The following is a 26,679-nucleotide window of genomic DNA, read 5'->3' as shown; positions in this document are numbered from 1 at the left end:
GCAAAGGTCCGTCGATTTGAGGGGCTAGGCAGAAAGACATCATGGCACGGATCGGAGTAATCGGCAGCAACGGCCGCATGGGCCACGCGCTCGCACAGGCTATCGGCGACAGCGAGCATGACGATGCGGGGGGCATCGACAAGGATGGCGATGCTGGCCAACTCGCTGCGAATAGCGACGTGCTGGTCGATTTCTCCGCCCCCTCCGCGATCGCGGCCAATCTCGACGCAGCGCGATCCGCCGGTATTCCCATGCTGGTCGGTACGACGGGTCTCGGACCCGAAGAACAGCGCAAGATCGACGCGGCTGCTAAGGACATTCCCGTCCTGCAAACCGGCAATACCTCGCTCGGCGTCACCGTGCTCGCCCATCTGGTACGGGAAGCGGCCAGCAAGCTTGGCCCGGAATGGGATATCGAAATCGTCGAGATGCACCACCGCATGAAAGTGGATGCACCATCGGGCACGGCCTTGCTGCTGGGCGAAGCAGCGGCGGCGGGGCGCGGCATTGCACTCGACGGCAACCGCGAGAGCGGCCGCGACGGCCATACCGGAATACGTGAGAGCGGAGCCATCGGCTTCGCGGCGCTGAGAGGCGGAACGGTCGCGGGCGATCACTCGGTCATCATTGCCGGCGAACAGGAACGGCTGACCCTTTCCCACCAGGCCGAGGACCGCATGATCTTCGCGCGCGGAGCGATCCGTGCGGCGGGGTGGCTCATCGGTCGCGAGCCGGGCCGCTATTCGATGAACGACGTGCTCGGCCTGTCCTGAAGGCATGACGAAGGACCAGATTTTCGAATTCTTCCGGCGGCTTGCGGAGGATAATCCCGAACCGCATACCGAACTTGAATATGGCAATGCCTATCAACTGGTCGTGGCCGTTGCCTTGAGCGCGCAAGCAACGGATGTTGGGGTCAACAAGGCTACGCGCTCCCTTTTCGCGAAGGTCGAGACGCCAGCCCACATGCTCGACTTAGGTGAGGAGGGGCTGAAGAAACACATCAAGACGATCGGGCTCTTCAACTCCAAGGCGAAAAACGTCATTGCCCTGTCGCAGCTATTGGTGGACGAATATGGCGGCGAAGTTCCGGACACGCGGGACGACCTCGTCCGGCTGCCTGGCGTGGGTCGCAAAACCGCAAACGTCGTACTCAATTGCTGGTTCGGTCAGGAGACCTTCGCGGTCGACACACATATCCTGCGGGTCGGCAACCGCACCGGCCTCGCCAAGGGCAAAACGCCCGAGCAGGTCGAGGCCAAGCTCGAAAAACGCGTGCCGCAACCCTTCCGCCTGGGCGCGCATCACTGGCTGATCCTGCATGGCCGCTATGTCTGCAAGGCGAGGACGCCGGAATGCTGGCGATGCCCGGTTGTCGATTTGTGCAGCTACCGGAAGAAGGTGCTGGAGAAGCCGAAGGGGCGCGCGAAAGTCACAGGGTGACCGGTTCGCGCACGTAGCCGAATTCGCCCGCTCCCGTCCACGAAGCGCCATCGGGATAGCGTAGTTCGATACCGCGAAGATCGCCGCCATCGGCAAGCCGCATATTCACTCCCATCATCGTGTTTCCGTGTTCGGCGACGACGGCTTCGGTCAGGACGAAATGAGTCGTCGCGCCGCAGGTCCGACAGGAATGCAGCTCGGCAGCCGGGACCTCCTTGTCCCCGCGACGATACGATATCGTCTCGCCCTCGACGCTGACGCCGGACGGCTCGAGGTAGCTCCATTGCGCCCCCGACTTGCGGCATAACGAACAGTTGCACTCGTGGATGAATGATGGCCGCTCGGCGAGACGTACTCGCACCTCCCCGCAAAGGCATTTCAGTTCCATGACGTCCTCCTCAGACATCGTCCGCCGAAATCATCTCGCCGCGGTCGATCTCGTTCGTCATGCTCGCGACCACGGTCGCCACCGCCGCATCGCCGCTGACATTGGTGGTGGTGCGCATCATATCCATGATGCGGTCGACCCCGGCGACGAAAGCGATCGTTTCGAGAGGAACGCCGACTGCGCCGAAGACCAGCGCCATCATGATGAGGCCCGCCCCCGGAATACCCGCCGCACCGATCGCGCCAAGCGTTCCCAGGATCGAGATCAGGAAATATTGCCCCCAGCTGAGATCGACGCCGAAAATCTGCGCTCCGAACAGGGTCGCAAGACCCAGATACATCGCCGTGCCGTTCATGTTGATCGTCGCGCCCAGCGCGATGACGAAGCTGGCGACCGAGTTCGAGATGCCGAGGTTGCGCTCCGCGCAGCGCAAGGTGACCGGCAGCGTCGCATTGGAGCTTGCGGTGGAATAGCTGACCGCCATGGCGTCGACGATGCCGCGAAAGAAGTCGCGCACGGGCAGTCGCGCGAGAAACTTTATCATCGCGGAATACATAACGAAGATAATGAGCAGGCATCCGAGGTAGTTCAGCCCCACCAGTTTCGCGAGCGCGGCGACCGCGTCGAGACCGAGCGTTCCGACGACCCAGGCCATCAGCGCGAAGACACCGAACGGGGTCAGCTCCATGACGACCATGGTCACCTTCTGCATGACGACCGACCCGCTGTCGAAGATGCGCTGAACGGGCGCCCCTTCTTCCTTCGCCATAAGAATGCCGATGCCGAGCAGCAGCGAGAAAACGATCAGCGGCAGTACGTTGACATCCGCCATGACCTGAACCGGGCTCGCAGGCACGATCTCAAGGATCATCTCCTGAAATGTCTTTACGTCGGGGCTTGGGGTCTCGCCCATCTCGATCGCGCTGGTATCGACTCCCAGTCCCGGTTCGATGACCGTTCCAAGAAACAGGCCGAGCCATACTGCGATCTGTCCGCTGACGATGAACAGAAGCAGGGCGCGCCAGCCGACACTTCCGAGCTTGCGCAAATCCCCGATGGCGGCAACGCCTGACACGAGGCTGAAGAAGATCAGCGGAACGACCAGCATCTTGATGAAGGCGATGAAGATGTCGCCGATAATCTTGATGCTTTCGGCTTCGGGCCCCCACAGCCAGCCGAGCAACCCGCCAAGCAGCAACGCCGCGATAACCCTTTGCCATAGCGGGATGGCGAACCATTTTCTCAGCAAACCGTCATACTCCCCGTCGCTTCACGCAGTCTTGTGCTGCGTCAGCGCCGCCAATGCAATGCGCGTATAGATCCTGGACAGCGTCGCGAGGTCGGCGATGGCCACGGCCTCGTCGGTCTTGTGCATCGTCGCATTCACCAGACCGAATTCGATGACGGGACAGACGGCGCGCAGGAAACGCGCATCCGATGTCCCGCCACTGGTCGAGGCCTCCGGCGTAATGCCCGTTTCCGCCTCTACCGCCTGCGCAACGATCTCGGAGAATTCCCCCGGCGGGGTGAGAAAGGGTTCGCCCGATATGACGGGTTTCGCTCGTCCGCCGTGCTTTTCCGCGACGTCCGCAACCAACTCTGCCAGCGACGCGCCGCTGTGCCGGTCGTTGAAGCGAATGGAGATGCGCGCTTCGGCATGGGCGGGAATGACGTTATGCGCCCGGTTCCCGACCGAGAGATCGGTGATTTCCAGATTACTCGGCTGAAACCAGTCGGTGCCTTCGTCGAGGGCGATGGCGGCAAGTTCGGCGAGAATGGCCACGAGGCGCGTTATCGGATTGTCGGCGAGATGGGGGTAGGCGACGTGTCCCTGAACTCCCTCGACCTCGATCCAGATATTGACCGAACCACGCCGGCCTATCTTCATCATGTCGCCGAGGCGGTTGACCGAGGTGGGTTCCCCGACGAGGCAGAGGTCGGGTCGCACACCCGCCCGCCCCATGTAATCGATAAGGGCGCGCGTGCCATGCAGCGCCGGCCCTTCTTCGTCGCCGGTAATGATGAAGCTCACGGTTCCGGCATCCTGCGGAACGGAAGCTGCGGCTGCGACCATGCAGGCGATCGCACCTTTCATGTCGACCGCTCCGCGCCCGTAAAGCAGGTCGCCTCTTACTTCCGGTTCGAACGCATCGCTCGCCCAGCCCCCGCCCGGCGGCACGACGTCGAGATGGCCGGCAAAGGCGAAATGACGCGAGCCGGCCGGCCCTTCGCGAAGGGCAAAAAGGTTCTCCACCGGCGCCTCGTCGCCGCCCTCTGCGCCTTCCCCGCGGACGAAACGGTGTACGTCGAAGCCGAGCGGGGCGAGCATCGACTCCATCACGTCGAACACCGCACCGCGTGCGGGAGTGACGCTTTCGGCGGCTATCAGCCGCCTGGCAAGATCGAGAACATCGTCCGCTTGAGCCATCGAAGTCCTACCGTGCCCATTCCGGTCGCGGGAGCGGACCGGGCACGAAGGCCTCTTCCAGCAGCCGCGCCATGCGCAGCCCTGCCTGTGCGACGCGTTGCTGGGCGACGGGGATAGCGGCCTCGATATCCTCTTGCGTCAAGGCTGCCTCGGTTGGCAGATCGGCGCCTTCGCACGGCTCTTCATCGAATGCGTTCGGGTAAACGAAATCGCGCGACAGCTGCCAGCTTTCGCGCGCCCAGTCGTCGGGCGAACCGAAATTCATCTGCTCGCGCTCGTCCTGAGTATAGCGGCGTACCAGCGGCAGCGGCGTGTCCGTGATCGCCCGCTCGGCGAGCGCCCCGTCCCAGATCCAGTGCAAATTCATGCCGGGCACGATGCCATAGGCGGCATCGCGGTCATTGCCGCCGCGGTCGTCCTTGTCGCCCGAATGGAGCGGCATGTGCACGTCGCCGACGAAGTGAACGAGAAAGGCTAGCGCTTCGAGGCGGACCGGATCGGGCAGTCGCTCGTCGGCGAGGATGTGCAAATTGCGCGTTATCTGCCCGGTGACGCAGGCTCCGCCGGGGCAGTTCGCGCGCGGATCGAACGCCTCGCAGATGGGCGTCGTGCGGTAATGCCAGGCTGCCGTGAAGCCCCAGCGAAGTCCGTCGCGTCGAATGCAGTCCGGCCAGACCGTCGCGTCTTCCAGCGTTTCGAGCGGGCAGTCGGGCGTTCCGAGCGCCGCTTCGCTATCCAGCAGCCGCTCGATCTTCGCCCGCGTTTCCTCAGAGACGTTTGCGAGGGCGATCGCGCCGCTCGACCGGTGGCCGAACTCGCCCCAGGCTTTGGCCGGTTGTGTCCAGGCCAGCGCTGTCATCGCGATAAGGCAGGTGAGCCACAGGCGTATCATGCGGCAGGCGCCTTCTCGTATTGTTCGAGCACCCATGTCTCGTCCTCGGCAGCGTTGATCCAGCTTTGCAGCCAGTCATGCTCCCAGATTGCTTCCATGTAGCTTTGCGCGAAGCCCGGAACGCCGACGCCATAGGTTAGGAAGCGAGTGACGACGGGGGCGTAGAAGATGTCCGCCGCGCCGAACGTGCCGAACAGGAACGGTCCACCCTGCCCGAACCGCGCGCGCGCCTCTGCCCAGAGCTGCAGGATGCGCACGATGTCCGCCTTGACCTCGTCCGGCAGCTGAACACCGCCATAGCGTTTGCGGATGTTCATTGGGCAAGTCTTGCGCAGGGCGGCATAGGAGCTGTGCATCTCGCACACCATCGAACGGGCCATGCCGCGCGCCGCGTCATCCTTGGGCCAGAAGCGTTCGCGACCGACCTTGTCGCCCAGATATTCGAGGATGGCGAGGCTGTCCCAGATGACGGTCTCGTCATCCCACAGGATCGGAACCTTGCCCGAGGGCATGATTTCGCTCGACTGCGACTTCGCCGCTTCCCAGTCCTCTCCGAACAGCGGGACGATCAGTTCCTCGAAGGACAGCCCCGACTGCTTCGCGGCGAGCCATGCGCGAAGGCTCCAGCTGGAGTAGTTCTTGTTGCCGATTATCAACTTCATCGCTTCCACCTTCGTCGCCCTGTCAGCGCGCAGTAGGCGTTCATCCCCATACTGTCGAGACTGAACGGATGGAACACATGGAACACGGTCCTTGGGCGATAAAAAGCAACTCGGTAATCGGCCTGAGACCGAAGTCGCAGAGGTTTCGCAAAAAAGCAGCGAGCAACCTTTTTCGTGCGGATGTTATGCCCGAAGAACCCGAAGTAGGAAATTTACAGGACAGACGACCAGCCCCGAAACTCCTAACTCACGGTTAAGTAACCCCTTTCACGACCACATCCCCGTATTTGACCCGTTTTCATTGTCTCATATTGGGAATAACTGGCTATAAATTAACCATTTTGCGTGCTCGCATCGAGGGTCATCTTTCAGTAATGGAACGTCCAACAGCCGATCGGATGGTTCGATTGGAAGGCGGAGCGAGCCAGACGTCGCTCGGAGAAGTGTCATGAACGTTTTGAAGTTCAGCTCGATCGCGATTGCCGCCACCGCGGCAGCCTTCGCAACGCAGGCATCGGCAGGCCACATCATCGGCGGCTGCTCGGTAAACGACATCAACCCGACGGCAGAAGCCTGTTCGGGTTTCTACGCTGGCAACATCCTCAGCAACAATGCGACCGACATCACCTATCAGATCGAAGGTCTGGCAGCGATCGGCTACACTTTCGACGGCAACTGGAGCGCAGTCGAGGGAACGAAGATCCAGCCTCTGAGCGGCGGCATTTACGACTTCGCATCGCTCCTGAACGGCATCACCTATGTGGGCATTCACAAGGGCAAGGGCGGCCAGGGTGGCATCAATGGCACGGCCTTCTATCGCCTCGATGCCGACAATCTCGACAGTTTCAAGCTGAACCTGAACGGCGGATCGAGCGCAGTCCTCTACAGCACGGGCACGCCGGCCGTTCCCGAACCCGGCACATGGGCGTTGCTGATGTTCGGCTTCGCTGCGGTCGGCTTTGCCATGCGGCGCAACCGCGAGACCTCGCGCGAGGTTCGCGTCCGCTACGCCTGAGTTTTATCACCGTCTAACCACCGAGAACCGCCGGCAGCAATGTCGGCGGTTTTTGTTTGTCTGCGGCTCTCTGGAACAGAAGGGCGGGCACCCGGTCAGGCCGGCGGCAATTCCGCAAGGCCCGCATCGACCATGATCGCGGCGCGCAATTCGGCGATGCCCATCCCCTTCTCGGCACTGGTAAGGTGCATTTCGGGATAAGCGGCAGGATGACGCCGTATCTCTTCGGCAACGCGCTCCGCCGTCCGGTCGAGATCGCTCACCTTCACCTTGTCCGTCTTCGTGAGGACGACGCGGAAACCGACCGCGCTTTCGTCCAGCATCCGCATCATCTCGCGATCCGCATCCTTCAGGCCGTGGCGGCTGTCGACGAGGACGAGCGTGCGGTTGAGGACGGGGCGCCCGCGCAGATAGGTCTTCATGAGCTGCTTCCACTTCTCGACCACCTTGACCGGCGCTTTTGCAAAGCCATAGCCCGGCATGTCCACCAGGCGAAATTGCGTGGGCTGGCCGACCTCGAAAATGTTGAGCTCCTGCGTCCGGCCCGGAGTGACGGAGGCGCGGGCAATCGCTCGCCGCCCCGTCACCGCGTTCAGAAGCGAGGACTTCCCGACATTGGAGCGACCGCAAAAGGCGATTTCCGGAACGCTTGGATCGGGCAGGAACTTGAGCTGCGGAGCCGACAGGAGGAACTCGACCCGACCGGAAAACAAGCGCGTCGCTTCCTCGGCCAGCCGGTCGCGGGCCTTCTCACGCTCGCGCGCTTCATCGTTCTGTCCTGCTTCACTTGTCATTGGCAGCAGCCACCCGCGCCTTCTCGGCCTTTTCCTTCTCCGCCGCGGCCCGCAATTGCGGGTTCTTGGAATAGAGGTAGCTTTGCTGTGCCAGCGTCAGGATGTTGTTGGTGACCCAGTAAAGCAGCAGGCCGGCGGCGAACGGCGCCATCACGAACATCAATACCCATGGCATGATGTTGAAGATCTGCTGCTGAACGGGGTCCATGGCCGAAGGGTTCAGCTTGAAGGTCAGCCACATCGTGATGCCGAGCAGGACCGCGAGCACGCCGATGGCGAGGAAGCTCGGCGGATCGAACGGCAACAGGCCGAACAGGTTGAGAATGGTCGCCGGATCGGGCGCGCTCAGATCCCTGATCCAGAAGACGAACGGCTCGTGCCGCATCTCGATCGCGAGGATCAGCACCTTGTACAAAGCGAAGAAGATCGGGATCTGGATGAGGATCGGCAGACAGCCTGCCAGCGGATTGACCTTCTCCTTCTTGTAGAGGGCCATGATCTCCTGCTGCTGCTTCTGCTTGTCGTCCTTGTAGCGTTCCTGGACCGCCTTCATCTTGGGCTGGATCGCCTTCATCGCCGCCATGCTGGCGAACTGCTTCTGCGCGATGGGGAAGAGGATCAGGCGGATCAGGACGGTGAGCAGGATGATCGCCACGCCGAAATTGCCGGTCAGACCGTTGAAGAATTTGAGCAGCCACAGAATCGGCTTCTCGAACCAGCGGAACCAGCCCCAGTCGATGGCGAGACCAAGATTTGTGACGCCTGCATCCTCGTAAGCGTCGAGGATCGCACTGTCCTTCGCGCCCGCGAACAGGCGGGTGGTCCGAGTGACCTGCTGACCGGGAGCGAGCGTGACAGGATCGTAGATCAGATCGGCGCGATAGACGTTGCCGCCGAGGTCGCGGAAACTCGATCCGGTCGTGGCGCCCGCTTCGGGAATGAGTGCGGACAGCCAATAGATGTCGGTGAAACCGATCCAGTCCGTTGCCCCGACGGGATCGAACGTTCCTGTTTCGGCCAGCTCGTCATAGTCGGGTTCGTATTCGACCGCCTGCGCGAAACTGCCGATCGGGCCGGAATGAGCGTTCCAGATGTCGGCGCTCGCCGTATCGCTGGTGCGCGCGATGAATGCGAAGGGCTGCGCGACGACGGCATCCGATCCGCGGTTGACGATCGTCTGGCGCGCCGTGATCATGTAATCGTCGTCGACCGACAATTCGATGCGATAGGTGCGACCGTTCTCGCCCGAACGCGTCAGGGTCACGGGATTTTCAGGCGTCAGCTGCCCGCCGGACGGCTGCCAGACCGCGTCCGGTCCGGTCGCCAGCTGCCCGTTCTCGAGGAAGCCGAAGCGGGCATATTGCTGCAACTCCGTGTTTTCGGGGGCAAACAGGCGAACCGGTCCGCTATCGCGCTCGATGTCCTGCCGGTGGTCGAGCAGCGTTACGTCGTCGATCTGTGCGCCGACCGGATTGACCGAACCCACGATGCGTTCCGCCCGGATGGGTACACGGCCCGCTTGCCGAAGGCTCGTTTCCAGATTGACCGGCCCCGCCGTCCGTCCGGAAGCTCCGATGTCGCCGACGCTTGCCGTACCATCGGCGGTCTCCGCAGCGCGCTCGGCCGGCGTATCGTCACGCTGCGCGGCGGTAACGCCCTCCGTATCGGGATAGAAGTAACGCATCGCGGCATCCCATCCGAACAGGAGAAGGCCCGACAAAAGGACCGCGATGAGAAGGTTGCGCTGATTGTTCAAGGTCGTGAAATCCCGTAAGCGTCAGTCTGTCGCACTAGAAGAGACAAGGTGTATTAGCAAGGTAAGTCGGTGGTCAGGGAACCGGATCGTGCCCATGCCCGCCCCACGGATGGCAGCGCATTATACGCTTCGCCGCCAGCCATCCACCCTTCAATGCGCCATATTTCTCGACAGCTTCGATGGCATAGGCCGAACAGGTCGGCGCATAGCGGCAGGTCGGCGGCAGAACGCGGCTCGGACCCCATTGCCAGGCGCGGGCGATCGCAACGAGAACGCGCTTCACTTGCGCCTCTGCCGTGGTTTGCTGGCGTTTCGACGACGGGGCGGGTCGGCTTCTCCGCGATGCAGCTTTTCGAGGGCTCGGCGCAATTCCTGCTGCAAACGCGCGAAATCGCGTTCGATACCGGTTTCCCTGCCGATCAGCACGTGATCGTGATCGGGCAAGCCCAATTCCGGAAGGTTCGCCCACAGCAATTCGCGAAAGCGGCGCTTCATCCGGTTGCGCACGACCGCATTGCCGATCCGCTTCGTCACGGTGATCCCGTAACGGATGCCCTGTTCGTGGTTCGGGTGAGCGAGCAGGATGAAGCCGGGCCGCGCCACGCGCATACCGTTATTCGCCCGCAGAAAATCGGCGCGCTTCAACATGACGGGCGGATTTTTCACGGGTTCGCAGGATCGCGCGAGGGACCGACAACACAAAAACGGAGCCGATCGGCTCCGTCGCTCCGGCTGTCGTTCCGCCGGACTGCGGCACGCAGTCGCGCGCCGCGCAGGATCGCACGCTCCGCAGAGCGCGCAACCGTCACATCAAGCGCAAAGCTTCTTGCGACCGCGGGCACGGCGCTTGCGCAGGACCTTGCGGCCACCCGGCGTTGCCTTGCGAGCGAAGAATCCGTGGCGGCGGGCACGCACGAGATTGCTGGGTTGAAATGTACGCTTCATCGTCTTGTCCTAAGTTCGTCCGGCCAGATCATCCGCTCAACTGTGCGAGATCCGGCCTCACGTCCAATAAAAACGGCCGCCCAAAGCGAACGGCCCTTTGTCAATTCGTTGTCGCGCGCAACTAGATGCAGGGGCATTGCGAGTCAAGCGGGAAGGTCGATCCGGCGCCCCCCTTCCGGTCTCGTGCGCAAGGTCGGAACGTCCTTAACCCGGTCGTATGCTTTTCGTCTTAGAGGCTCGGGCGGGCATTGGGGCCCTTCAGGGAAAACATCGTGGTCGCATTGGTCAAAACGGTCGCCTATCTCGGGCTGGAGGCGCGCACGGTCGAAGTGCAGTGCCAACTCGCCCCGGGCTTGCCGAAGTTCAGCGTCGTCGGCTTGCCGGACAAGGCCGTCGGCGAAAGCCGCGAGCGGGTGCAGGCGGCGCTGTCCGCAATGGGTCTCGCCCTGCCACCCAAGCGCATCACCATCAATCTCTCGCCCGCCGATCTGCCCAAGGAAGGCTCGCATTACGACCTGCCGATCGCGCTGGCCCTGCTTACCGCCATGGGCATCGTCGATGTCGAGCAGATGGGCGACTGGCTGGTCGTCGGGGAATTGTCACTCGACGGGCGGATTGCACCTTCACCGGGCGTCCTGCTGGCCGCGATGCACGCGGCTGCGCTCGATATCGGGCTCATCTGTCCGGCGGCACAGGGCGGCGAAGCCAGATGGGCCGAGGGTGTGCCGATTGCCGCCGCGCCCGATCTCGCAAGCCTGCTCGAGCATTTGAAGGGGCACGCGCCGCTTGCCGAACCCCGCGCCGGGCTGGTGGCAGAGAATGATCCGGCGCCGGACCTTGCGCGCGTGAAGGGACAGGAAAGCGCCAAGCGGGCGCTGGAGATCGCGGCGGCTGGAGGCCACAACCTCGTCATGATCGGCCCGCCTGGAGCGGGCAAGAGCCTGCTCGCATCGTGTCTTCCCGGCATACTGCCGCCCCTCGGCAGCGCAGAAGCTCTCGAAATCTCGATGATCCATTCGGTGAGCGGGATGTTGCAGGAAGGTCGGATCAGTCGCGCCCGCCCCTTTCGCGCTCCGCATCACAGCGCCAGCATGGCGGCGCTCACAGGTGGAGGGCTGCGCGTCAAACCGGGCGAAGTCAGCCTTGCGCATCTCGGCGTCCTCTTCCTCGACGAATTGCCGGAGTTTCAGCGAACAGTCCTCGATTCGCTGCGGCAACCGCTCGAATCGGGCAAGGTCGATATTGCCCGCGCCAACGCTCACGTCACCTATCCGGCGCAGGTCCAGCTCATCGCCGCGATGAACCCGTGCCGCTGCGGTCACCTGGGCGATCCGGCCCTCGCCTGCAGCCGCGCGCCCAAATGCGCGGGCGATTATCAGAGCCGTGTGTCAGGCCCGTTGCTCGACCGTATCGACCTGCATGTGGAGGTCGAGCCGGTCAGCCCCGCCGACCTTGCCGTGCCGAGCCGCGCCGAACCATCGAGCGCGGTCGCGGCGCGCGTCGCTGCCGCCCGGACCATCCAGTCGGCGCGGGCGGAGGATGCCGATGCACGGACCAATGCCCAGCTTCAGGGCGAGGCCTTGGAACGGCATGCAACGCCGGACGAAGCAGGACAGCAATTGCTGTTGCAGGCGGCGACCGCCATGCGGCTTTCGGCGCGCGGCTATACGCGGATGCTGAGAGTGGCGCGCACCATCGCCGATCTTGGGGGACAGGAGCGGGTCGGACGCATCCATATAGCGGAAGCCCTCAGCTACCGGCGACAGGCTCCGCGCTGCTGACCGAGCGAAGCAGAAGGTTCCTTTCTGGCGCTTGGACGACACCGTTCGTCGAAAAGCCCGGTTCACCCTAACATATATCAGTACCGCCCCCTTAAAATGAGCCGATGCGTTTCTTCAGGGGAACGGAGAGATACTGATGGATAACAAGCGTTTAATGACGTCTGACGCAATCACCGTCGGCCCGCTTACCACGCTCGAACAGGCGGCGCGGACCATGCGCGAGCGGGACGTAGGCTCCCTTCCGGTCGTGCGCGACGGAAAGCTCGTCGGAATCGTCACGGATCGCGACATCGTCGTCCGGGGCGTTGCCGAAGGGCGGGACGGCATGTTCTCCCGCGTTTCGGACGTGATGACCGACAACCCGCTATGCTGCCTCGCGACCAGCGATGTCGAAGAGGCGGCAAAGACCATGGGAGAGGCGAAGGTGCGCCGCCTGCCGGTGGTTGATGAAGACGGAACGCTCGTCGGCATGATTTCTCTCGCCGATCTCGTTCGCCACAAGGACGGGTCGGTCGGCTACGTCTTGGGCGAGGTGACGGAGCCCAACGCCATCAAGCCGAAGATGGATCTCGTCAGCTAACCACGCACTATCTGGCGCAATGATGGGGCCGCTATCAATTTGAGAGGATATATTTGCGACAACTCACAATCGTCATCGATCCCCGATCCGCGCAAAAGGTGCGTGAGGAAAGCCGCCGCCACGATCTGACGATCCTCGCGGAAATGGACGCGCGGCGGGAGGGCGAGGATCGCCTGCTGATGTTGTGCAACGCACCGAATCGCAAGATCGAAGGCTTCCTCGGCGCGCTCGAAAGCGTTCCCGACCTGCACGTGACCTTCCTTCCACAGGGTGTCCTTGCCCTCAGCCCCCCGGCCAACGAGGCGGAGGAGCAGGTCCTCGACATTCTTCCCCGCAGTCCGATCGAGATTTTCCTGTCAGGCTTGCAGAGCATCGGCAGCTGGAAAGGTTTTTTGAGCTACGCGGCTGTCGGCGGCATTATCGTCTGGATCGCGCTTTTCACCGAAAGCGTGTTCCTGCTTGTCGCCTCGATGCTGATTGCCCCCTTTGCCGGTCCCGCCATGACGACCGCGATGGCGACTGCGCGGGGCGACCTGTTCCTCCTGAAGCGGGCGTTGCTGCGCTATGTCGCGGCCATCGGTACGGCGGTCGCGGTCGCGTTCGCCCTCAGCGTGATTTTCGACCAGCAGATTTCGACCGGCCTGATGAACTCCGTCAGCATGCGCTCGAACGTCTCCATCCTTCTTCCGCTGGCCGCCGGGGTGGCGGGTGCGCTCAATCTCGCGCAGTCCGAGCGGAGCAGCCTCGTCAGCGGTGCGGCGACGGGGATGCTGGTTGCGGCGGCGCTGGCTCCGCCGGCTGGCCTCGTGGGGATGGGCCTCGCGATCGGGCAGATGGACCTCGTCCTGCCGAGCCTATGGGCGCTGGCTACGCAGATCGTGGGCATAAACCTCGCCGGTTTCGTGGTCTTTCGCCTTTACGGCGTGTCGCCGACCGGTGCCCGCTATCCGCGCGGGAAGCCGTGGCTGACGAAGTCTGCCGTCGCGGCGACCCTTCTCATGGTTGCCGGGTTGCTGGCGCTTCAGTTCGGCACCGGGCGGGAATACCAGCAATCCTCCATCGCCCAGCGCATCACGGCCACCGTGCAGGAGGCGGTCGAGGACTACGAAGACGTCCAACTCGTCGGCGTGCAGTCGAGCTTCACGCGCAGTCGGCCTCAAGGCGAAAACCCCGTCTGGATTACCGTTCGCGTCGAGGCCGACCTGACGGATGCTCAGCAAAGCGCGATAGCGCAGAATATCGGACAAATGGTCGAACGCCAGCACGACGTCGAGGCCCTCGTCGATTTGACGAGCGCGTCGTGATGGCGACAGCCGCCTTGCAATGAACATCTTCCTCGTCCTTGCGGCGGGCACGATCCTCGCCCTGACGCTGACCAGCGGCTGGATCAAGGCGAAGGCGTGGGGATCGGAAGCGATGATCTGCCTCTTCGTCGGCATCGCCGTCGGCCCGCTGGGGTTCGATCTCGTCGCCTTCGACCCGGTCCGCTCCGAGGAAGAACGGCACATTCTCGAACAGTTTACCCGGCTGACGATCGCGCTGTCGGTCATGAGCGCGGCGCTCTCCCTGCCGCGCGGGTATCTGTCTAGGAACTGGCGCGCGCTCGCACTTGTCCTGGGACCGGGGATGCTCGCCATGTGGGCGGTATCGAGCGGGGTTGTCTATGTCGCGCTGGGTCTCGCCTTGCCGATGGCGCTGCTCGTCGGGGCAAGTCTGACCCCGACCGATCCCGTGCTCGCGCGCAGCATCGTGACCGGACGGATCGCGGAGAAATGCGTACCTGCGGCCTTGCGCCGGAACCTCACCGCGGAAAGCGGCATCAATGACGGCCTCGCCTTTCCCCTCGTCGTGCTGAGCGCGGCGTTTCTCGATACCGCGTCCGATACGCCGCGAGACGCGGTTCTCATCGTCATCTGGGAAGTCGTCGGAGCGGTGTTGCTCGGCTGGATACTGGGCAAAGCGACGGGTTATGTCTTCCGCCTCGGCCATGAAAGGGGGTTCATGGAAACGAAGTCCCTGACTGCGACGACACTCACGCTTGCCCTGCTGGTCCTGGGCTGCGTCGCCTTGCTGAAAGCGGACGGCATCCTGGCGGTGTTCGTTGCAGGAATTGTCCTCAACCGGGCGATGAAGAAAGAGCATCAGACTGCGCACGAGCATTTTCAGGATGCGGTCGACCGCTCCTTCACCCTGCCCATCTTCATCCTCCTCGGCGCGAGCCTGCCCTACCGCGAATGGCTGCAAATCGGCTGGCCGATCGTCCTCGCGGCCGCTGCAATCATCCTCTTTCGCCGGCTCCCCTTCTGGATGCTGCTACAAAAGGTCGGCAAACCCTACGAGAACCGCTCGCGCACTCTCTTCGCAGGCTGGTTCGGGCCGGTCGGCGTCGCGGCCTTGTTCTACGCCTCGCTCGGCCTCGACAAGGGCGGCGACCCAATCCTGTGGCACATGACCAGCCTCGTCGTCGCGATCGCGGTCGTCGCTTTCGGTATCAGTGGAACGCCGCTGACAAAGGCTTTGGGCAGGAAGGACGGCGACGGCTAGCGAAAGCTCCGCCGCCCTCCATCGCGACCTACTCCCACCAGTAAGGCTGGCGCGTGCTGTCGCCCGTCGCGACCTCGTTCATCGTCGCCGCATCGTATGCACGCCCGCCCAGAACGACCGTATCGACCCGTTCGGTATTGCGGATATTCGCGAGCGGGTCGCCATCGAGAATGACGAGGTCCGCCAGCTTGCCGGGTTCGAGACTGCCGATCTCCCGCTCCATGCCGAGCGAGCGCGCCGGCACGATCGTCGCTGCCTGCAATGCTTCGAGCGGGCTCATTCCCCCGCGGACGAAGGACCAGATTTCCCAATGCGTGCCGATGCCTGCCTGCTGTCCGTGCGCGCCGATCGAGACCTTTACCCCGCGATCGGCCAGCTTCTTCGCCTCGCGCGCGACATCGTCGTCGATGAAGTCGCCCTCGGGCGCCGTGATCCGCCTTGCATTGCCCGCGCGCAGGATAGCGGGCGGCGTATGCGCCATCAGGAGGGGCTGCGCGAAGACGTCGGTCGCCTGCCGCCAGTAAGGATCTCCGGCGAGCCCGCCATACCCCACTACCAGAGTCGGCGTGTAGTTCGTGTCCGACTGGGCGAAGAATTGCAGCACGTCGTCATACATCGCCATGACCGGCACGTTGTGCTCCAGCGTCGAATTGCCGTCGGCGACGAGGTTCATGTCCATCCCGAACAGCGAGCCGCCTTCCGCCACGACGAGCATGTTCTCGCGCCGTGCCGCCTCGACCACCATCTGCCGCTGGTCGCGGCGCGGCTGGTTGTAGTTCTTGACGCTCGGCGCGCCTTCCGCCTTCAGCCGCCTCACATGGTCGAGCGCGTCCTCCAGCGTGTCGATCTGTGCGTAGGCATAGGGATTGCGAGCGCCGTAAATGATCCGCCCGGTGCTGAACATCCGCGGTCCGACGAGCATCCCGGTGCGCTGCATGTCCTCTGCGACGAAGAAGCTCGTATTGCTCGAGGGGTCGTGGATCGTCGTCGCGCCGAGCGCAAGGTTCTGAAGCAGGCTCCAGTTCTGCTGCGGCACGAGATCGCCATCCGAATAGCCCCCATGCGCGTGCGCATCGATGAAGCCGGGAAGGACGGTCTTGCCGGCCGCGTCGATCGTCGCTGCTCCTGCGGGAACGGCGACTTCGCCAGCCGGGCCGACCGCCGCGATCTTTCCGTCACGGATGAGGATCGTGCCGTTCTCGATGATGCCGCCATCCTCGTTCGCCATCGTCACGATCTTTGCTCCGGTTATCGCGAGATCGCGGGCGGGCGCCGGGGCTGCCGGGACCGTCCGCAGCATCGAGACACCGTCTTGCGGCGGCGTGTAGCCTGCGCGGTCCTCGCCCTCGGCAGGAGGCGCGGAGGGGAACAGCTGTGCCAGTTGCGCGGTATAGAGCGTCGGCCCGAGCGACCAGTGAACGCGCTCGCCGTTCCCCGACCAGTGGACGAAATCGCCGCCCGAACCGGACAATTCGACGACCGGCAGGTTCTTCGCACCGGACGAAATGGTCACCGCCTGCCCGCCGGGGATGAGCGGCATGGCATAGGCATCGTAATTCTCGGTGAAGGCGAAGAACCGGCCCGACGGGGACACGGTGTAGGACGTGACGAGGTCGCCTTTTGCATGGACGCGCCGGTCCTGCCCGTTCGTGTCGGTGGAGACGAGTTGCTGCGCGCCGCTTTCCGACCCGGTGAAATAGATGCGCTCGTTCGAAGCGCCATAGTGCGGGCGCGACAGGTCGCGGGACAGCAGCACCGGCGTTCCGCCCGAAGCCGCAACGCGATAGGCGCCGGGGTCTTCGCTATATTCCGGCGCGGTCAGGTATCCGCCCTCGCCCTTCTCGAAGACAATGGTTTCGCCGTCGGGCGAGAAATGGGGGTTGGCGTAATGGCCCGGCTGCCGCGTAACGGTTCGCGCTCCGCGCCCGTTTGCGCCGATCGTGCGAATTTCGCCGAGGCCCGCATCGGTCCAGCGAACATAGACGATCCGCTCCCCATCGCGCGACCAGCTCGGATAGAGTTCCATCGCCTCGTCCTCGCTCGTCAGCCGACGCGGCGTCCCGCCACTGGCGGGCATGGTGTAGAGCTTGCCGAGACTTTCGAAAACGACGGTGCGACCGTTCGGCGACACTTCGGGGAAGCGGGCCATCGTCACCGCGACCTCGTCCACCGCGACCGGAATCACGGGATGCGGCGCGTCTGCGACGCCGCGCGTATCGTCGATCGCGAAGGGGATCGTCTGGGCATTGCCGCCATCGGCATCGACGCGGCGTATCTTCCCACCCGCCCAGAACACGATTGAGCGGCTGTCGGGCGTCCAGTCCATGTTCGGATAGACGCCGGTGACGGCCCATGTCTCCTGCACGTCCTGGTCGAGATCGTCGTAGATCTTCCGCTCTTCCCCGGTCGACAGGTCCTTCAGATAGAGTTTTGAGCGCGTATTCTCGCGCCGGACGAAAGCGAGATATTTCCCGTCGGGCGACGGCGCGGGACGCACCGCCCCGCCCAATCCGCCGACCGCCGTGGTCACTTCGCCGCTTTCGATGTCATAGCGTTCGATGTCGAACAGGCGGGTGTTGGAATCCTGCGCATATTCGAAGATCGGGCCGGGCGTGACGTTGCGCGTGTAATAGATCGCGCTGCCGTCAGGGGCGTAGATCGGCTCGCCCAGTTCCTTCTGATGCTGCTCGTTGGGGCGTTCGACGAGGGCAACGCCGGACCCGCCCGAGATATGATAGAGCCAGATTTCGCCCGTGCCGAGCGAGCGACCGGTCGTGAAATGCTTCTTCGCCGCGATGTATTGCCCGTCGGGCGACCAGGTCGGCTGGTTGAGAAGCCGAAAATCCTCGTTCGTCAGCTGCCGCTTATCGGACCCGTTCGCATTCATGATCCAGATGTTGTCGCCTCCGCCCCGGTCGGAGGTGAAGGCGATGCGGCTGCCATCGGGAGAGAAACGCGGATGCACCTCCCAGGCCAGCCCCTCTGAAATGCGTGTCGGCGTCCCTCCGGCGATCGGCATGGTGTAGATGTCGCCCAGAAGCGAGAATGCGATCGTGCGCCCGTCAGGTGCGACGTCGAGGTCCATCCATGTCCCTTCGTCCGTGCGGATCGGAACCTGCTTGATCGTCGCACCGGTCGGGGCGTTGACGTCCCAATCCTCGTTCTCGTCCGCAGCGATCGATTCCCCGGTCGCATCGTCCTCTACCGATTGCGGAGGCGACGCCGCTGGCGGAACGACGGGTCGCAGGTTCTCGTCCTCGGGAGCCTCGCTCGCCTCGACCGGGTTCGGCTCGTTCTGCTCCTCCACTGGTTGCGCGATGGCGGTGGAGGATAGCAGGCTGGCGACCAGGGCAAGGCGGGCGAATTTCATGGGCGAGGAGTTCCCTTCGATGGATGACGTTGCGCCCAGCCTTAACAAGCCCCTTGCGGCAGCGCCATCGCCTTGTGAAGCAAGCCCGCGCGCGATGATGTGGCGCTAGAGGTCGGGGAGTTCCTGCTCAGCAAAACCCCAGCCCTTCAGGGCCTTGCCGGTCGCGCGCTTCTTCAGATCGTCCGCATCGTCGATAGAGTAGCGATTGGCGCCCTCCACCTCATCGAGCTCGTTCCAAGCAATCGGCGCCGCAACCGGTGCGCCTTTGCGCGAGCGCGCGCTGTAGGGCAGGACAGCCGTGCTGCCGCGCTGGTTACGCAGCCAGTCGATGAAGATCTTCCCCTTGCGCTTCGCCTTGCTCATGGTGGCGGTGAAGCGGTCGGGCTCGTCCATCGCCAGCGCCTCTGCAAAGCGCTTCGCGAAGTCCTTATGCGCCTCCCAGCTATGGCCGAGCGTCAGCGGCACGACCACGTGGATGCCCTTGCCGCCTGACAGCATGGGAAAGCTGGCGAGGCCGATTTCGGACAGGCGTTCGCGAATGTCGCTGGCGGCCTGCCTGATATCGGCAAAGTCCAGCCCCTCGTCGGGGTCGAGATCGAAGATCATCCGGTCGGGTTTTTCGACGTCGTCGGTCCGGGCGGCCCAGCCGTGAAACTCGATCGTTCCCATCTGCACACAGGAGAGGATGCCGGCCGCGTCCTCGACATAGAGATAGTCCTCGGTGCCGCCGTCCTTTTCCTTGATCGGCACATGCTTCACCGCATCGCCGAAGCCGCCGCTATCGTGTTTCTGGAAGAAGCACTTCTTTGCCCGGCCCTGCGGACAGCGCACGAGGCTGACCGGGCGGCGGGCGGCAAAGGGCAGCATGAGGGCGGCAATCTCGCCGTAGTAGTCCGCCAGTTCTCCCTTCGTCTGGCCGCTTTCGGGAAAGACGACGCGGTCGCGGCTCGAAATCTTTACGCCGGACACCGCTTGGGGGGGCTTGGCCGGCTTTTCCGGTGTGACCTCGGCGGCATCCTTGTCGCCTCGCAAGCCGAGATAGCTGCCGTGGCGGACATTGCCGTCGGCCGTGAACTCGGCGAAGGCGATTTCGGCGACGAGGTTCGGCGTCAGCCAGGTCACTCCGCGGGCATCGGACCTGGAAACTTGGACCGGCGGCGTCTTGCGCTCCAGCCGCTTCATTTTGGCGGCAAGGCTCTGCATCTCGTCGAGCGTGAATCCCGTTCCGATCCTGCCCTTGTAGACGAGTTCGTCGCCCTCGTGCTGCGCGACGACCAGGCTGGCGAAGGGGCGCCCCTTGGCGCTCGACCTTTTCCAGCCGACAATGACGAATTCCTGTCGGCGGGTGCATTTGACCTTGACCCAGGCCTTCGTGCGCGAGTGACGATAGGGGGCATCGACCCTTTTCGAGATAATGCCTTCCTGACCCGCATCGCACATCGCATCGAACAGCTTCTCGCCTGCGCCGATTATGTGCTCGGCGACACTGAGGGGCGTCTCGGCATCCTTGAAGAGCGCTTCCAATCGCTCCTTGCGTTCGATATTTGGCAGTTTTTCGAGGTTTTCGCCATCGACGTGCAACAGGTCGAAGGCGTGAAACTCCAGCGCATCGCCCTCTTTCTGTTCGCCATGTCCGCGCTTCAAGACATTCTGCAACGTCGAAAAGTCAGGATTTCCGCCATTGTCGAGCGCGACGATCTCTCCATCGATAAGGCAGGCGGGCAAGTCCAGCGCGCCTATCGCTTCGGCAAGGGGAGCGAACTTGTCAGTCCAGTCCTTGCCGCTTCGCGTATAGACGTGGACATCGGGCCCGGAGGCGGAGACGAGCGCGCGGTACCCGTCGAACTTTATTTCGTGCATCCAGTCGTTCCCGGAAGGAACGCTATCGACGAGGGTCGCCAATTGCGGCTTGGCGAATTGCGGCGGCTTGCTATTCTTTCCGCCGCTTTTCTTCTTGGGTTTTTCCTTCGCCTTGCCGGCGGCTATTTCCGCCATGCTTCGCCCGGTATCGACGCTCGTCAGTTCCTGCTCGACGAGCCGATCGCCGTCTTCTGCGAATTCGTCTTCGATCTTGCGCAGCAGCCAGTTCTCGCGCTTCTCGTTTTTCCGCGGTTTCATGCGGACGAGCAGCCATTCGCCCTTCATCCGCTCGCCTTCCAGAACGAAGTGGAGGTGGCCCTTCTCGATGTCTTTCCAGCTCTTACCCTCGACCGGTTCCCACGTGCCGCGATCCCACAGCATCACCGTTCCGCCGCCATATTCCTCGCCGGGGATGGTCCCCTCGAACGTCGCGTAGGACAGCGGGTGGTCTTCAGTCCGGACTGCGAGCCGCTTGATGTCGGGGTCGGCGCTCGGCCCCTTGGTCACCGCCCAGCTCTTGAGGACACCGTCCGCTTCCAGCCGCAAGTCCCAGTGCAAACGCGTCGCATCGTGCTTTTGCACCATGAAGATGTTGCCGCCCTCACTCGTCTCGCGCTTGCCCGAGGGTTCGGCGGTTTTGCGGAAATCCCGCTTTTTGTTGTATTCGTCGAGGAGGTCGCTTTCCGCCATCAGGCGCTCTTGCGTTTGCGCGACGACGAAGCCGCCTTCTTGGTCGAGGACTTCTTGCCCCCTTCGTCGACCGATTGCTTGAGCGCCGCCATCAGGTCGATCACGTTGGACTTTGCCTTGCCGTCAGGTTCGTCGACATCCTCGAGGATCTTCTTACCGCCCTTCGCCTTCGCTTTCTTCTCAATCAGCTTCATCAGCGCGTCGGCATAGCGATCCTCGAACTCCGAGGCGTCGAAGGGGGCGGTCTTCTTGTCGATCAGCGTCGTCGCTAGTTCCAGCAGTTCCTTGTCCGGCTTGCTTTCCTCGATGTCCTCGAAGAAGGACTGGCCCTGCCTTACCTCGTCGGCATAGCGCAGCGTTTCCATGAGCAATCCCTTTCCGCAGGGCTTGATCGCAACCAGCTTTTCGGACCCGCGCACGGAAAGCTGACCGAGCCCGACTTTCTTCGCCTTCCGCAATGCCTCGCGCAAGACGACGAAGGCTTCCTCCGCGAGGTCGTCTGCCGGGGCGATGTAGTAAGGGCGTTCGAAATAGAGCGGGTCGATCTCGTGCGCCTCCACGAATTGCACGAGTTCGAGCGTCTTCTTGCTCTCGATCTTGACCGCCTCGATCTCTTCCTCGTCCAGCAGGACGTAGTTGCCCTTGGACATCTCATAGCCCTTGACGATGTCGTCGCGATCGACCGGGCCGACGCCATCGGCAACCTTTTCGTAGCGAATGCGCTTGCCGCTCGGTTCGTGGATCTGGTTGAAGCTGATCTTCGCGCCGCTCTTCACGGCGGAATAGGCCTCGACCGGGATCGAGACGAGTGCGAGCCTGATCTGTCCTTGCCAATATGCGCGTGCCGCCATGCCTCTCTTCCTCCGTAGTCGACAGAGTCAGCGAATAAGGCAGCGAGTCGGTTCCGCCATGCCCGGCACGGCGGAACGCGACAGTCCAAGTGGCGAGGTCAGAAGTCGATCGACAACGACGTTCGGAAGCTGCGCGGCGAGCCCTGCAACAGGGCCGGATTGAAGGCATCGAATGCCGAAGCCCAATACGCTTCGTTCAGCAGGTTATCGACGCCTGCGCGCAAGGTCAGCGGACGATCGGCCAGGGTGAAAACATAGCGCGCACCCAGATCGATCACCGTCCAGTCATCGAGTTCGAGCGTATTGGCAGCATTCGCGACCTGCTCGCCGGTATGCGTGATCCGCCCGGTGAGGGTCAGGCCCGTCGCGAAGGGAACGTCCCATTCCAGATTGGCGTTGGCCGCGAATTCCGGCACACCGACTGCATCGAGCCCGCTATCGAACTCCGCATCGGCAAAGGCGAGGCCGGTAATTGCACGGAGGCCCGGCGCGATTTCTCCGATGACCGTCAGTTCGATGCCGCGATTGGTCTGATCCCCGACATAAGCGAGAGTCCGGCTCCCGTCAGCATTGTCGATCGTTCCTTCGCCCGGCCGCTCGATCTGGTAGAGCGCCAGCGTCGCGAAGACACCGCGCGCAAGGTCGAGCTTGCCGCCGATCTCGTATTGCGTCGACATGCGCGGCGCGAGCACGGCGAGCGGATTGGTCAGGCCCGGCTCGTTCGGTGCGACCGGCCCTTCCTGCAGGCCCTCGATCCGGTTGGCATAGAGCGAGAGACCGCTAACCGGCTTCACGACAATGCCGACAACCGGGGTTACCGCGTCCTCGTCATAAACGGTATCGAGGCCACCGCCGAAATAGCTGAACCGCTCGATATCGATCCCCTGCCAGCGCAATCCGCCGGTCAGCAGGATGCGTTCGTCCCACAGTCCTACCGTGTCGGACACGAACACGCTTGAAAGCCTGCGTTTGGTAATCGGAAAGGGATCGTCGAGGTCTCCGCCGACAAAGGCGGTGTTCTGCGGCGCGACCTGCACGGGGTCGTAAAGGTTCGTGGCGAACGGATTGAAGAAGTCATAGGCCGTCCGGTCCTCCTGCCAGATGAGGTTTCCGCCGACATTGAACTCGTGCGTGGTCGGTCCGAGCGCGAAGCCTGCACGGATGCCCGCCTCGACGGCCTGATTGTCCTGTTCGTAGGGAATGAAGGAGTGGAAGCCGCTGGTCGCCTCGCCGGTTGCCGCGTCGGTGACCTGAAGGCCGCCATAGATGCCCTCTTCGTCACCACTTCGCGCGCCCGCCTTCGCATAGGCAAGGACGTCTTCGCCAATGTCGTATTTCAAGCTAAGCGTGCCGAAGATGTCGGTCAAATCGGTATAGGTGTAATCCTGCGCGTAGTTGAAGTCCGCTGCCGGAACTTCGGGGATCGCATCGCTGAGCAGGGTGACCTTCGGGCGCAGATTTTCGACGCGCACGTCCTGATAGGCGAGATCGAGTGCCGCGCGGAACGCCCCGCCGTCATAGTCTATCGCTCCGCCGAGGACCTTCGTCTCGCGAATTTCATTGTCGATCGCGACTTCGCCGTCTCTCAGGGCTCCATTGACGCGGACGCCGATCGTGCCCCCCGCGAGCCGGCGCGAAACGTCGAAACTTCCGCCGACATGACCTTGGGAGACATAGCTGACCGTCGCGCGGTTGAGGTCGGCGCGGTCGGCGCGCTTCAGCACGAGGTTGACGCTTCCGCCGACGCCCGACCCACCGGGCGCCGCACCGTTGAGGAAGGCCGTCGAACCGTTCAGCACCTGCACGCTGTCGTAAAGCTCGGGCGCGATCAGCTGGCGCGGTGCGATACCGTAGAGGCCGTTCAGTCCGACATCGTCTCCGAACAGGGAGAAACCGCGCACGACGAACTGTTCGGCAACATTGCCGAAACCATAGGTCGTGCGAATGGTCGGATCGTTCTCCAGCACCTCGCCCAGCGTCAGCGGCTGCTGGTTCAGGATCAGCGTCTCGTCGATACTGCGAATGGAGAAAGGCAGGTCCTCGGCAGGCTTGTCGCCGAGGACGCCGGCATCACCGCCGCTGCGCACTTCGGTCGCGTTCTCGCGCTGCGCGGTCACGATGATGGTTTCCTCGTCGACCTGCTCCTGAGCGAAAGAGGGCGAAGCTATCGCACCGCCAAGAGCCAGGGCGGAAACGGAGCGGAACGTCAATTTCATTGCAGGATTTCTTTCGTTTTCATTGGATTACGGCGATGACGACGCGTCCACGCGACGAGCGGCACCGAAAGGGGAATTGCCAGCAGGATCCATGCGAGAAGATCGGGAACGCCGTCGCCGATCAGTCCCGCGACGAGACCCGCCAGAGTCAGGATCGCGAGCAGGATCGGCATCCGCAGCACGCGAAGAACGGACCGACGCGCAGTGCGCCTCGCTTCGAAACGGTGCGTAATCATGCGCTGGCTGCCGAAAATCCGCCGCGCCTGATTTCTTCGATCCGTCGCTCGATCCGGCCGGGCCGCCGGCGGAACCACAACAGGATTCCCGTCCACAGGACGTAGATCGTCGCGATGTCCAGCACCGCCCAGATGAGCTTGAGCGGCAATCCACCATAGTCCCCGAAATGGAGGGGCTTCGACATCATGAGCGCCTGATTGATGACCGGCATCTCGGCGGACGCGACCAGTTCGCTCGTTTCGGCATCGATGAGGGCCGGGGTCAGCAAGTCGCGGGTCAGAGGCCGATCGCCCTGGAAGAAGACGGCGTAGTGATGACCGGTGCTCCATGCTCCGCCCGGAAAGGCAATGAATTGCGGCGAGCGGTTCGGGAGACCCACTTTCGCCGAAGCCATTGCCGCATCGAGCGATCCATAGGCTTCCGGCGGGACGGGCGCTGCATCACCATAGCGCTCGGTCATGCGGGCGAGTTCGCCGTCGCGCCAGCTTTCGGTCAGGGGATCGGCATAGGCGTTGATGACCCCGGTCAGGCCGACGACCAGTGCCCAGGCGAGGATGAGGACGCCGAAGAAATTATGCGTATCGAGCCGCCCAACGCGCTCGTTCCGGTCGAGCCGCAGCGTTCCGAACGCCAGCCGTCGCATGAAGGGCACGTAAAGGACGAGACCCGAGACGAGCGCGACGACGAACAGCACCCCCATCGCTCCGAGGAACCACATGCCCCATTGCCCCATCAGCAGGTCAATATGCAGATCGAGTATCAGATCCATGATGCCGCCGGATGGCGCAGGGCCGAGCGGCTCGCCCGTCGCCCTGTCGAAGAAAAGCAGCGTCATCTCGCTCTCGGCCGCGTCGGGTGCGGGGCCCGTCGTTATCGTGAGAAGCGGGCTGTCCTGGCTGAATGCCATGAATAACGGGACTTCGCCCGGGCGCTGCTCCGCTGCCAGCGAAAGCATCGTGTCGAGCGGGACGCCATCCTGCGCGGAGGCAGGACCGGTAAGCGTCGCCTCGTAATCCTCGCCAAAGGCCGCATCGATCTCGTCATGGAAGATGAGCGGAAGGCCGGTGACGCACAGCAGGAACAGGAAAAGTGTGCAGACGAGGCTGCTCCACTTGTGAATCAGAAACCACGCTTTGATCGTGCTGCGACGCATGGCGGCCCCCTAGCGAAGTGAGGCGTCAATCGTCAATGATAATCATTCGCAATAAGAGCACGGCAGTTTGCCGAGTTCTTTTTGAAGGCGCGCAAACAGGACGCAGCCTGACCGGCCAAATTAAACGATTTCAAGATGTTGACTTCAGGCCAGACCGATTTCGCGCAGGCGCTGAGCGAGGAAATCATGAGCCGTAATCGGTGCGGGATGATCGTCCGGATGCGCGGGATCGATGCAGGACGGCAGCGTCTCGATGCAGAAATCGGGCCGGAAGTGCAGGAAGAACGGCATCGAATAACGCGCCCGCCGCGCCGCTTCTCCCGTCGGATTGACGACTCTATGCGTCGTGGAACGCAGTTTTCCGTTGGTCAGCCGTTCCAGCATGTCGCCTATGTTGACCACAAGTGCACCTACCGGGGGGTCGATGGCGAGCCACTCCCCCTTTCGGGTCAACAATTCGAGCCCGGCTTCCTCTGCGCCGAGCAGCAGGGTGATGGTATTGATGTCGCCATGCGCCGCCGCCCTGATCGCGCCCTCTGCCGCCTCGGCATCGAGCGGCGGGTAATGCAGGAGGCGCATGACCGAATTGCCGTCCTCCACCGTCGCCTCGAAGTAATCGCGCGGCAGTTCGAGGTGCAACGCGATCGCTTCCAGGACGCGCCGCCCCGCCGCATCGAAAGCGTCGTACAGGGTTTCGAAGGTTGCCCTGAAGCCGTCGACCTCGTCGGGCCAGATGTTGGGCGCCATGTATTGCGACAATTCGTGCCCGTCGGACAGCTCGCGACCGACGTGCCAGAATTCCTTGAGGTCGTGGACCTTCGCGTCCTTGGCGATCTCCTTGCCGAAAGGCGTGTAACCGCGCGCGCCGCCACCGCCCGGCACATGATAGGACCGCTTAACATCCTCCGGCAGGGCAAAGAACTCTTTCGCCTTTTCCTCGGCGCGCTCGATCAGCTCTTCGGAAATGCCGTGATCGCGCACGATCGCAAAGCCGTATTCGGCGAAGCTGCGGCCCAGTTCGTCGGAAACCTCGGAAAGCGGGCGGCGGAGGGAAACGGATGCAATTTGTGACAT

At 63.1% G+C, this 26,679-nt stretch carries 24 protein-coding genes; 7 read left to right on the top strand and 17 right to left on the bottom strand.

Going from position 1 to position 26,679, the window contains the following annotated elements:
* Nucleotides 1–41 precede the first annotated feature (41 nt).
* Both dapB and nth read left to right on the top strand, forming a co-directional pair.
* Nucleotides 42–773, top strand: a complete 732-nt coding sequence (gene dapB / locus GRI38_RS10185) for a 4-hydroxy-tetrahydrodipicolinate reductase (protein ID WP_160683140.1) — start codon at nucleotides 42–44, stop codon at nucleotides 771–773.
* Between the two features lie 4 nt (nucleotides 774–777).
* A complete protein-coding gene (gene nth, locus GRI38_RS10180) occupies nucleotides 778–1,443 on the top strand; it encodes an endonuclease III (RefSeq protein ID WP_160683138.1) in 666 nt (221 codons plus the stop codon).
* Here nth and GRI38_RS10175 read toward each other — a convergent pair.
* Genes GRI38_RS10175 through GRI38_RS10155 form a run of 5 tightly spaced genes read right to left on the bottom strand, consistent with a single transcriptional unit; the run spans nucleotide 1,433 to nucleotide 5,813 of the window.
* Entirely contained in the window at nucleotides 1,433–1,849 is a 417-nt protein-coding gene (locus tag GRI38_RS10175; RefSeq protein WP_160683136.1) for a GFA family protein, read from the bottom strand. The genes nth and GRI38_RS10175 overlap by 11 nt on opposite strands.
* Nucleotides 1,842–3,080 carry a dicarboxylate/amino acid:cation symporter gene (locus GRI38_RS10170; RefSeq protein WP_160683134.1) on the bottom strand — a complete coding sequence of 413 codons (1,239 nt, stop codon included), beginning with the start codon at nucleotides 3,078–3,080 and terminating at the stop codon, nucleotides 1,842–1,844. Before GRI38_RS10170 ends, GRI38_RS10175 begins: the two co-directional genes overlap by 8 nt.
* A 21-nt stretch (nucleotides 3,081–3,101) precedes the next feature.
* Nucleotides 3,102–4,259: a succinyl-diaminopimelate desuccinylase gene (gene dapE, locus GRI38_RS10165; RefSeq protein WP_160683132.1), complete on the bottom strand. Its 1,158-nt coding sequence runs from the start codon at nucleotides 4,257–4,259 to the stop codon at nucleotides 3,102–3,104.
* Between the two features lie 7 nt (nucleotides 4,260–4,266).
* Nucleotides 4,267–5,151, bottom strand: coding sequence for a S1/P1 nuclease (locus GRI38_RS10160; RefSeq protein ID WP_237487480.1), 885 nt, complete (start codon nucleotides 5,149–5,151; stop codon nucleotides 4,267–4,269).
* Nucleotides 5,148–5,813, bottom strand: a complete 666-nt coding sequence (locus tag GRI38_RS10155; RefSeq protein ID WP_160683128.1) for a glutathione S-transferase family protein — start codon at nucleotides 5,811–5,813, stop codon at nucleotides 5,148–5,150. The genes GRI38_RS10160 and GRI38_RS10155 overlap by 4 nt, the downstream gene beginning before the upstream one ends.
* A gap of 448 nt (nucleotides 5,814–6,261) precedes the next feature.
* On the opposite strand from GRI38_RS10155, the gene GRI38_RS10150 reads away from it, so the two are divergent.
* Nucleotides 6,262–6,828, top strand: a complete 567-nt coding sequence (locus GRI38_RS10150; protein ID WP_160683126.1) for a PEPxxWA-CTERM sorting domain-containing protein — start codon at nucleotides 6,262–6,264, stop codon at nucleotides 6,826–6,828.
* Between the two features lie 95 nt (nucleotides 6,829–6,923).
* On the opposite strand, the gene yihA is transcribed toward GRI38_RS10150, so the two are convergent.
* The 5 genes from yihA to rpmH form a co-directional block, all read right to left on the bottom strand.
* Nucleotides 6,924–7,622, bottom strand: coding sequence for a ribosome biogenesis GTP-binding protein YihA/YsxC (gene yihA, locus GRI38_RS10145; RefSeq protein WP_160683124.1), 699 nt, complete (start codon nucleotides 7,620–7,622; stop codon nucleotides 6,924–6,926).
* On the bottom strand, nucleotides 7,612–9,378 hold the full coding sequence (gene yidC, locus GRI38_RS10140; RefSeq protein ID WP_160683121.1) for a membrane protein insertase YidC: 1,767 nt from the start codon (nucleotides 9,376–9,378) through the stop codon (nucleotides 7,612–7,614). Before yidC ends, yihA begins: the two co-directional genes overlap by 11 nt.
* A gap of 73 nt (nucleotides 9,379–9,451) precedes the next feature.
* Nucleotides 9,452–9,661 carry a membrane protein insertion efficiency factor YidD gene (gene yidD / locus GRI38_RS10135; protein ID WP_337191282.1) on the bottom strand — a complete coding sequence of 70 codons (210 nt, stop codon included), beginning with the start codon at nucleotides 9,659–9,661 and terminating at the stop codon, nucleotides 9,452–9,454.
* The gene (gene rnpA, locus GRI38_RS10130) at nucleotides 9,658–10,026 is read right to left on the bottom strand and encodes a ribonuclease P protein component (RefSeq protein ID WP_160683119.1); all 369 of its coding nucleotides are present in this window, start codon (nucleotides 10,024–10,026) and stop codon (nucleotides 9,658–9,660) included. Before rnpA ends, yidD begins: the two co-directional genes overlap by 4 nt.
* A gap of 162 nt (nucleotides 10,027–10,188) precedes the next feature.
* On the bottom strand, nucleotides 10,189–10,323 hold the full coding sequence (gene rpmH, locus GRI38_RS10125) for a 50S ribosomal protein L34 (protein WP_160683117.1): 135 nt from the start codon (nucleotides 10,321–10,323) through the stop codon (nucleotides 10,189–10,191).
* A gap of 272 nt (nucleotides 10,324–10,595) precedes the next feature.
* Here rpmH and GRI38_RS10120 point away from each other — a divergent pair, with 272 nt between their 5' ends.
* The 4 genes from GRI38_RS10120 to GRI38_RS10105 all read left to right on the top strand — a co-directional run bounded on the left by GRI38_RS10120 (nucleotide 10,596) and on the right by GRI38_RS10105 (nucleotide 15,228).
* Nucleotides 10,596–12,104, top strand: a complete 1,509-nt coding sequence (locus tag GRI38_RS10120; RefSeq protein ID WP_160683115.1) for a YifB family Mg chelatase-like AAA ATPase — start codon at nucleotides 10,596–10,598, stop codon at nucleotides 12,102–12,104.
* Nucleotides 12,105–12,258: 154 nt separating this feature from the next.
* Entirely contained in the window at nucleotides 12,259–12,684 is a 426-nt protein-coding gene (locus tag GRI38_RS10115) for a CBS domain-containing protein (protein WP_160683113.1), read from the top strand.
* Between the two features lie 53 nt (nucleotides 12,685–12,737).
* Nucleotides 12,738–13,988 (top strand): DUF389 domain-containing protein, encoded by a 1,251-nt coding sequence (locus GRI38_RS10110; protein ID WP_160683111.1) that lies wholly within the window; start codon nucleotides 12,738–12,740, stop codon nucleotides 13,986–13,988.
* Nucleotides 13,989–14,007: 19 nt separating this feature from the next.
* Nucleotides 14,008–15,228 carry a cation:proton antiporter gene (locus tag GRI38_RS10105; RefSeq protein WP_160683109.1) on the top strand — a complete coding sequence of 407 codons (1,221 nt, stop codon included), beginning with the start codon at nucleotides 14,008–14,010 and terminating at the stop codon, nucleotides 15,226–15,228.
* 28 nt (nucleotides 15,229–15,256) lie between these two features.
* Here GRI38_RS10105 and GRI38_RS10100 read toward each other — a convergent pair whose 3' ends face one another.
* The 7 genes from GRI38_RS10100 to GRI38_RS10070 all read right to left on the bottom strand — a co-directional run bounded on the left by GRI38_RS10100 (nucleotide 15,257) and on the right by GRI38_RS10070 (nucleotide 26,679).
* Nucleotides 15,257–18,598, bottom strand: a complete 3,342-nt coding sequence (locus GRI38_RS10100; protein ID WP_160683107.1) for an amidohydrolase family protein — start codon at nucleotides 18,596–18,598, stop codon at nucleotides 15,257–15,259.
* 105 nt (nucleotides 18,599–18,703) lie between these two features.
* Entirely contained in the window at nucleotides 18,704–21,148 is a 2,445-nt protein-coding gene (ligD, locus tag GRI38_RS10095; RefSeq protein WP_160683105.1) for a DNA ligase D, read from the bottom strand.
* A complete protein-coding gene (gene ku, locus GRI38_RS10090; RefSeq protein ID WP_160683103.1) occupies nucleotides 21,148–21,999 on the bottom strand; it encodes a non-homologous end joining protein Ku in 852 nt (283 codons plus the stop codon). Before ku ends, ligD begins: the two co-directional genes overlap by 1 nt.
* A gap of 98 nt (nucleotides 22,000–22,097) precedes the next feature.
* Nucleotides 22,098–24,215 carry a TonB-dependent receptor gene (locus GRI38_RS10085; protein ID WP_160683101.1) on the bottom strand — a complete coding sequence of 706 codons (2,118 nt, stop codon included), beginning with the start codon at nucleotides 24,213–24,215 and terminating at the stop codon, nucleotides 22,098–22,100.
* Complete coding sequence (locus GRI38_RS10080) at nucleotides 24,212–24,451, bottom strand: hypothetical protein (protein WP_160683099.1); 240 nt, start codon at nucleotides 24,449–24,451, stop codon at nucleotides 24,212–24,214. The genes GRI38_RS10085 and GRI38_RS10080 overlap by 4 nt, the downstream gene beginning before the upstream one ends.
* Nucleotides 24,448–25,605, bottom strand: coding sequence for a PepSY-associated TM helix domain-containing protein (locus tag GRI38_RS10075; RefSeq protein ID WP_160683097.1), 1,158 nt, complete (start codon nucleotides 25,603–25,605; stop codon nucleotides 24,448–24,450). Before GRI38_RS10075 ends, GRI38_RS10080 begins: the two co-directional genes overlap by 4 nt.
* A gap of 144 nt (nucleotides 25,606–25,749) precedes the next feature.
* A complete protein-coding gene (locus tag GRI38_RS10070; RefSeq protein WP_160683095.1) occupies nucleotides 25,750–26,679 on the bottom strand; it encodes an isopenicillin N synthase family dioxygenase in 930 nt (309 codons plus the stop codon).

Origin of the sequence: Parapontixanthobacter aurantiacus, from assembly GCF_009827635.1 — a bacterium.
Classification (GTDB): domain Bacteria; phylum Pseudomonadota; class Alphaproteobacteria; order Sphingomonadales; family Sphingomonadaceae; genus Parapontixanthobacter; species Parapontixanthobacter aurantiacus.
The sequence above is the reverse complement of the archived record's forward strand: the minus strand, read 5'-3'. Positions and strand labels throughout refer to the sequence as shown.

Bases quoted from the DNA above. Each gene is read 5' to 3' on its own strand.
- nth (WP_160683138.1), top strand. From the start codon at position 778: ATGACGAAGGACCAGATTTTCGAATTCTTCCGGCGGCTTGCGGAGGAT.
- GRI38_RS10150 (WP_160683126.1), top strand. From the start codon at position 6,262: ATGAACGTTTTGAAGTTCAGCTCGATCGCGATTGCCGCCACCGCGGCA.
- ku (WP_160683103.1), bottom strand. From the start codon at position 21,999: ATGGCGGCACGCGCATATTGGCAAGGACAGATCAGGCTCGCACTCGTC.
- GRI38_RS10105 (WP_160683109.1), top strand. From the start codon at position 14,008: ATGAACATCTTCCTCGTCCTTGCGGCGGGCACGATCCTCGCCCTGACG.
- ligD (WP_160683105.1), bottom strand. From the start codon at position 21,148: ATGGCGGAAAGCGACCTCCTCGACGAATACAACAAAAAGCGGGATTTC.
- GRI38_RS10100 (WP_160683107.1), bottom strand. From the start codon at position 18,598: ATGAAATTCGCCCGCCTTGCCCTGGTCGCCAGCCTGCTATCCTCCACC.
- rpmH (WP_160683117.1), bottom strand. From the start codon at position 10,323: ATGAAGCGTACATTTCAACCCAGCAATCTCGTGCGTGCCCGCCGCCAC.
- yihA (WP_160683124.1), bottom strand. From the start codon at position 7,622: ATGACAAGTGAAGCAGGACAGAACGATGAAGCGCGCGAGCGTGAGAAG.
- GRI38_RS10160 (WP_237487480.1), bottom strand. From the start codon at position 5,151: ATGATACGCCTGTGGCTCACCTGCCTTATCGCGATGACAGCGCTGGCC.
- GRI38_RS10175 (WP_160683136.1), bottom strand. From the start codon at position 1,849: ATGTCTGAGGAGGACGTCATGGAACTGAAATGCCTTTGCGGGGAGGTG.
- GRI38_RS10080 (WP_160683099.1), bottom strand. From the start codon at position 24,451: ATGATTACGCACCGTTTCGAAGCGAGGCGCACTGCGCGTCGGTCCGTT.
- GRI38_RS10155 (WP_160683128.1), bottom strand. From the start codon at position 5,813: ATGAAGTTGATAATCGGCAACAAGAACTACTCCAGCTGGAGCCTTCGC.
- GRI38_RS10070 (WP_160683095.1), bottom strand. From the start codon at position 26,679: ATGTCACAAATTGCATCCGTTTCCCTCCGCCGCCCGCTTTCCGAGGTT.
- GRI38_RS10085 (WP_160683101.1), bottom strand. From the start codon at position 24,215: ATGAAATTGACGTTCCGCTCCGTTTCCGCCCTGGCTCTTGGCGGTGCG.
- GRI38_RS10075 (WP_160683097.1), bottom strand. From the start codon at position 25,605: ATGCGTCGCAGCACGATCAAAGCGTGGTTTCTGATTCACAAGTGGAGC.
- GRI38_RS10115 (WP_160683113.1), top strand. From the start codon at position 12,259: ATGACGTCTGACGCAATCACCGTCGGCCCGCTTACCACGCTCGAACAG.
- dapE (WP_160683132.1), bottom strand. From the start codon at position 4,259: ATGGCTCAAGCGGACGATGTTCTCGATCTTGCCAGGCGGCTGATAGCC.
- dapB (WP_160683140.1), top strand. From the start codon at position 42: ATGGCACGGATCGGAGTAATCGGCAGCAACGGCCGCATGGGCCACGCG.
- rnpA (WP_160683119.1), bottom strand. From the start codon at position 10,026: ATGTTGAAGCGCGCCGATTTTCTGCGGGCGAATAACGGTATGCGCGTG.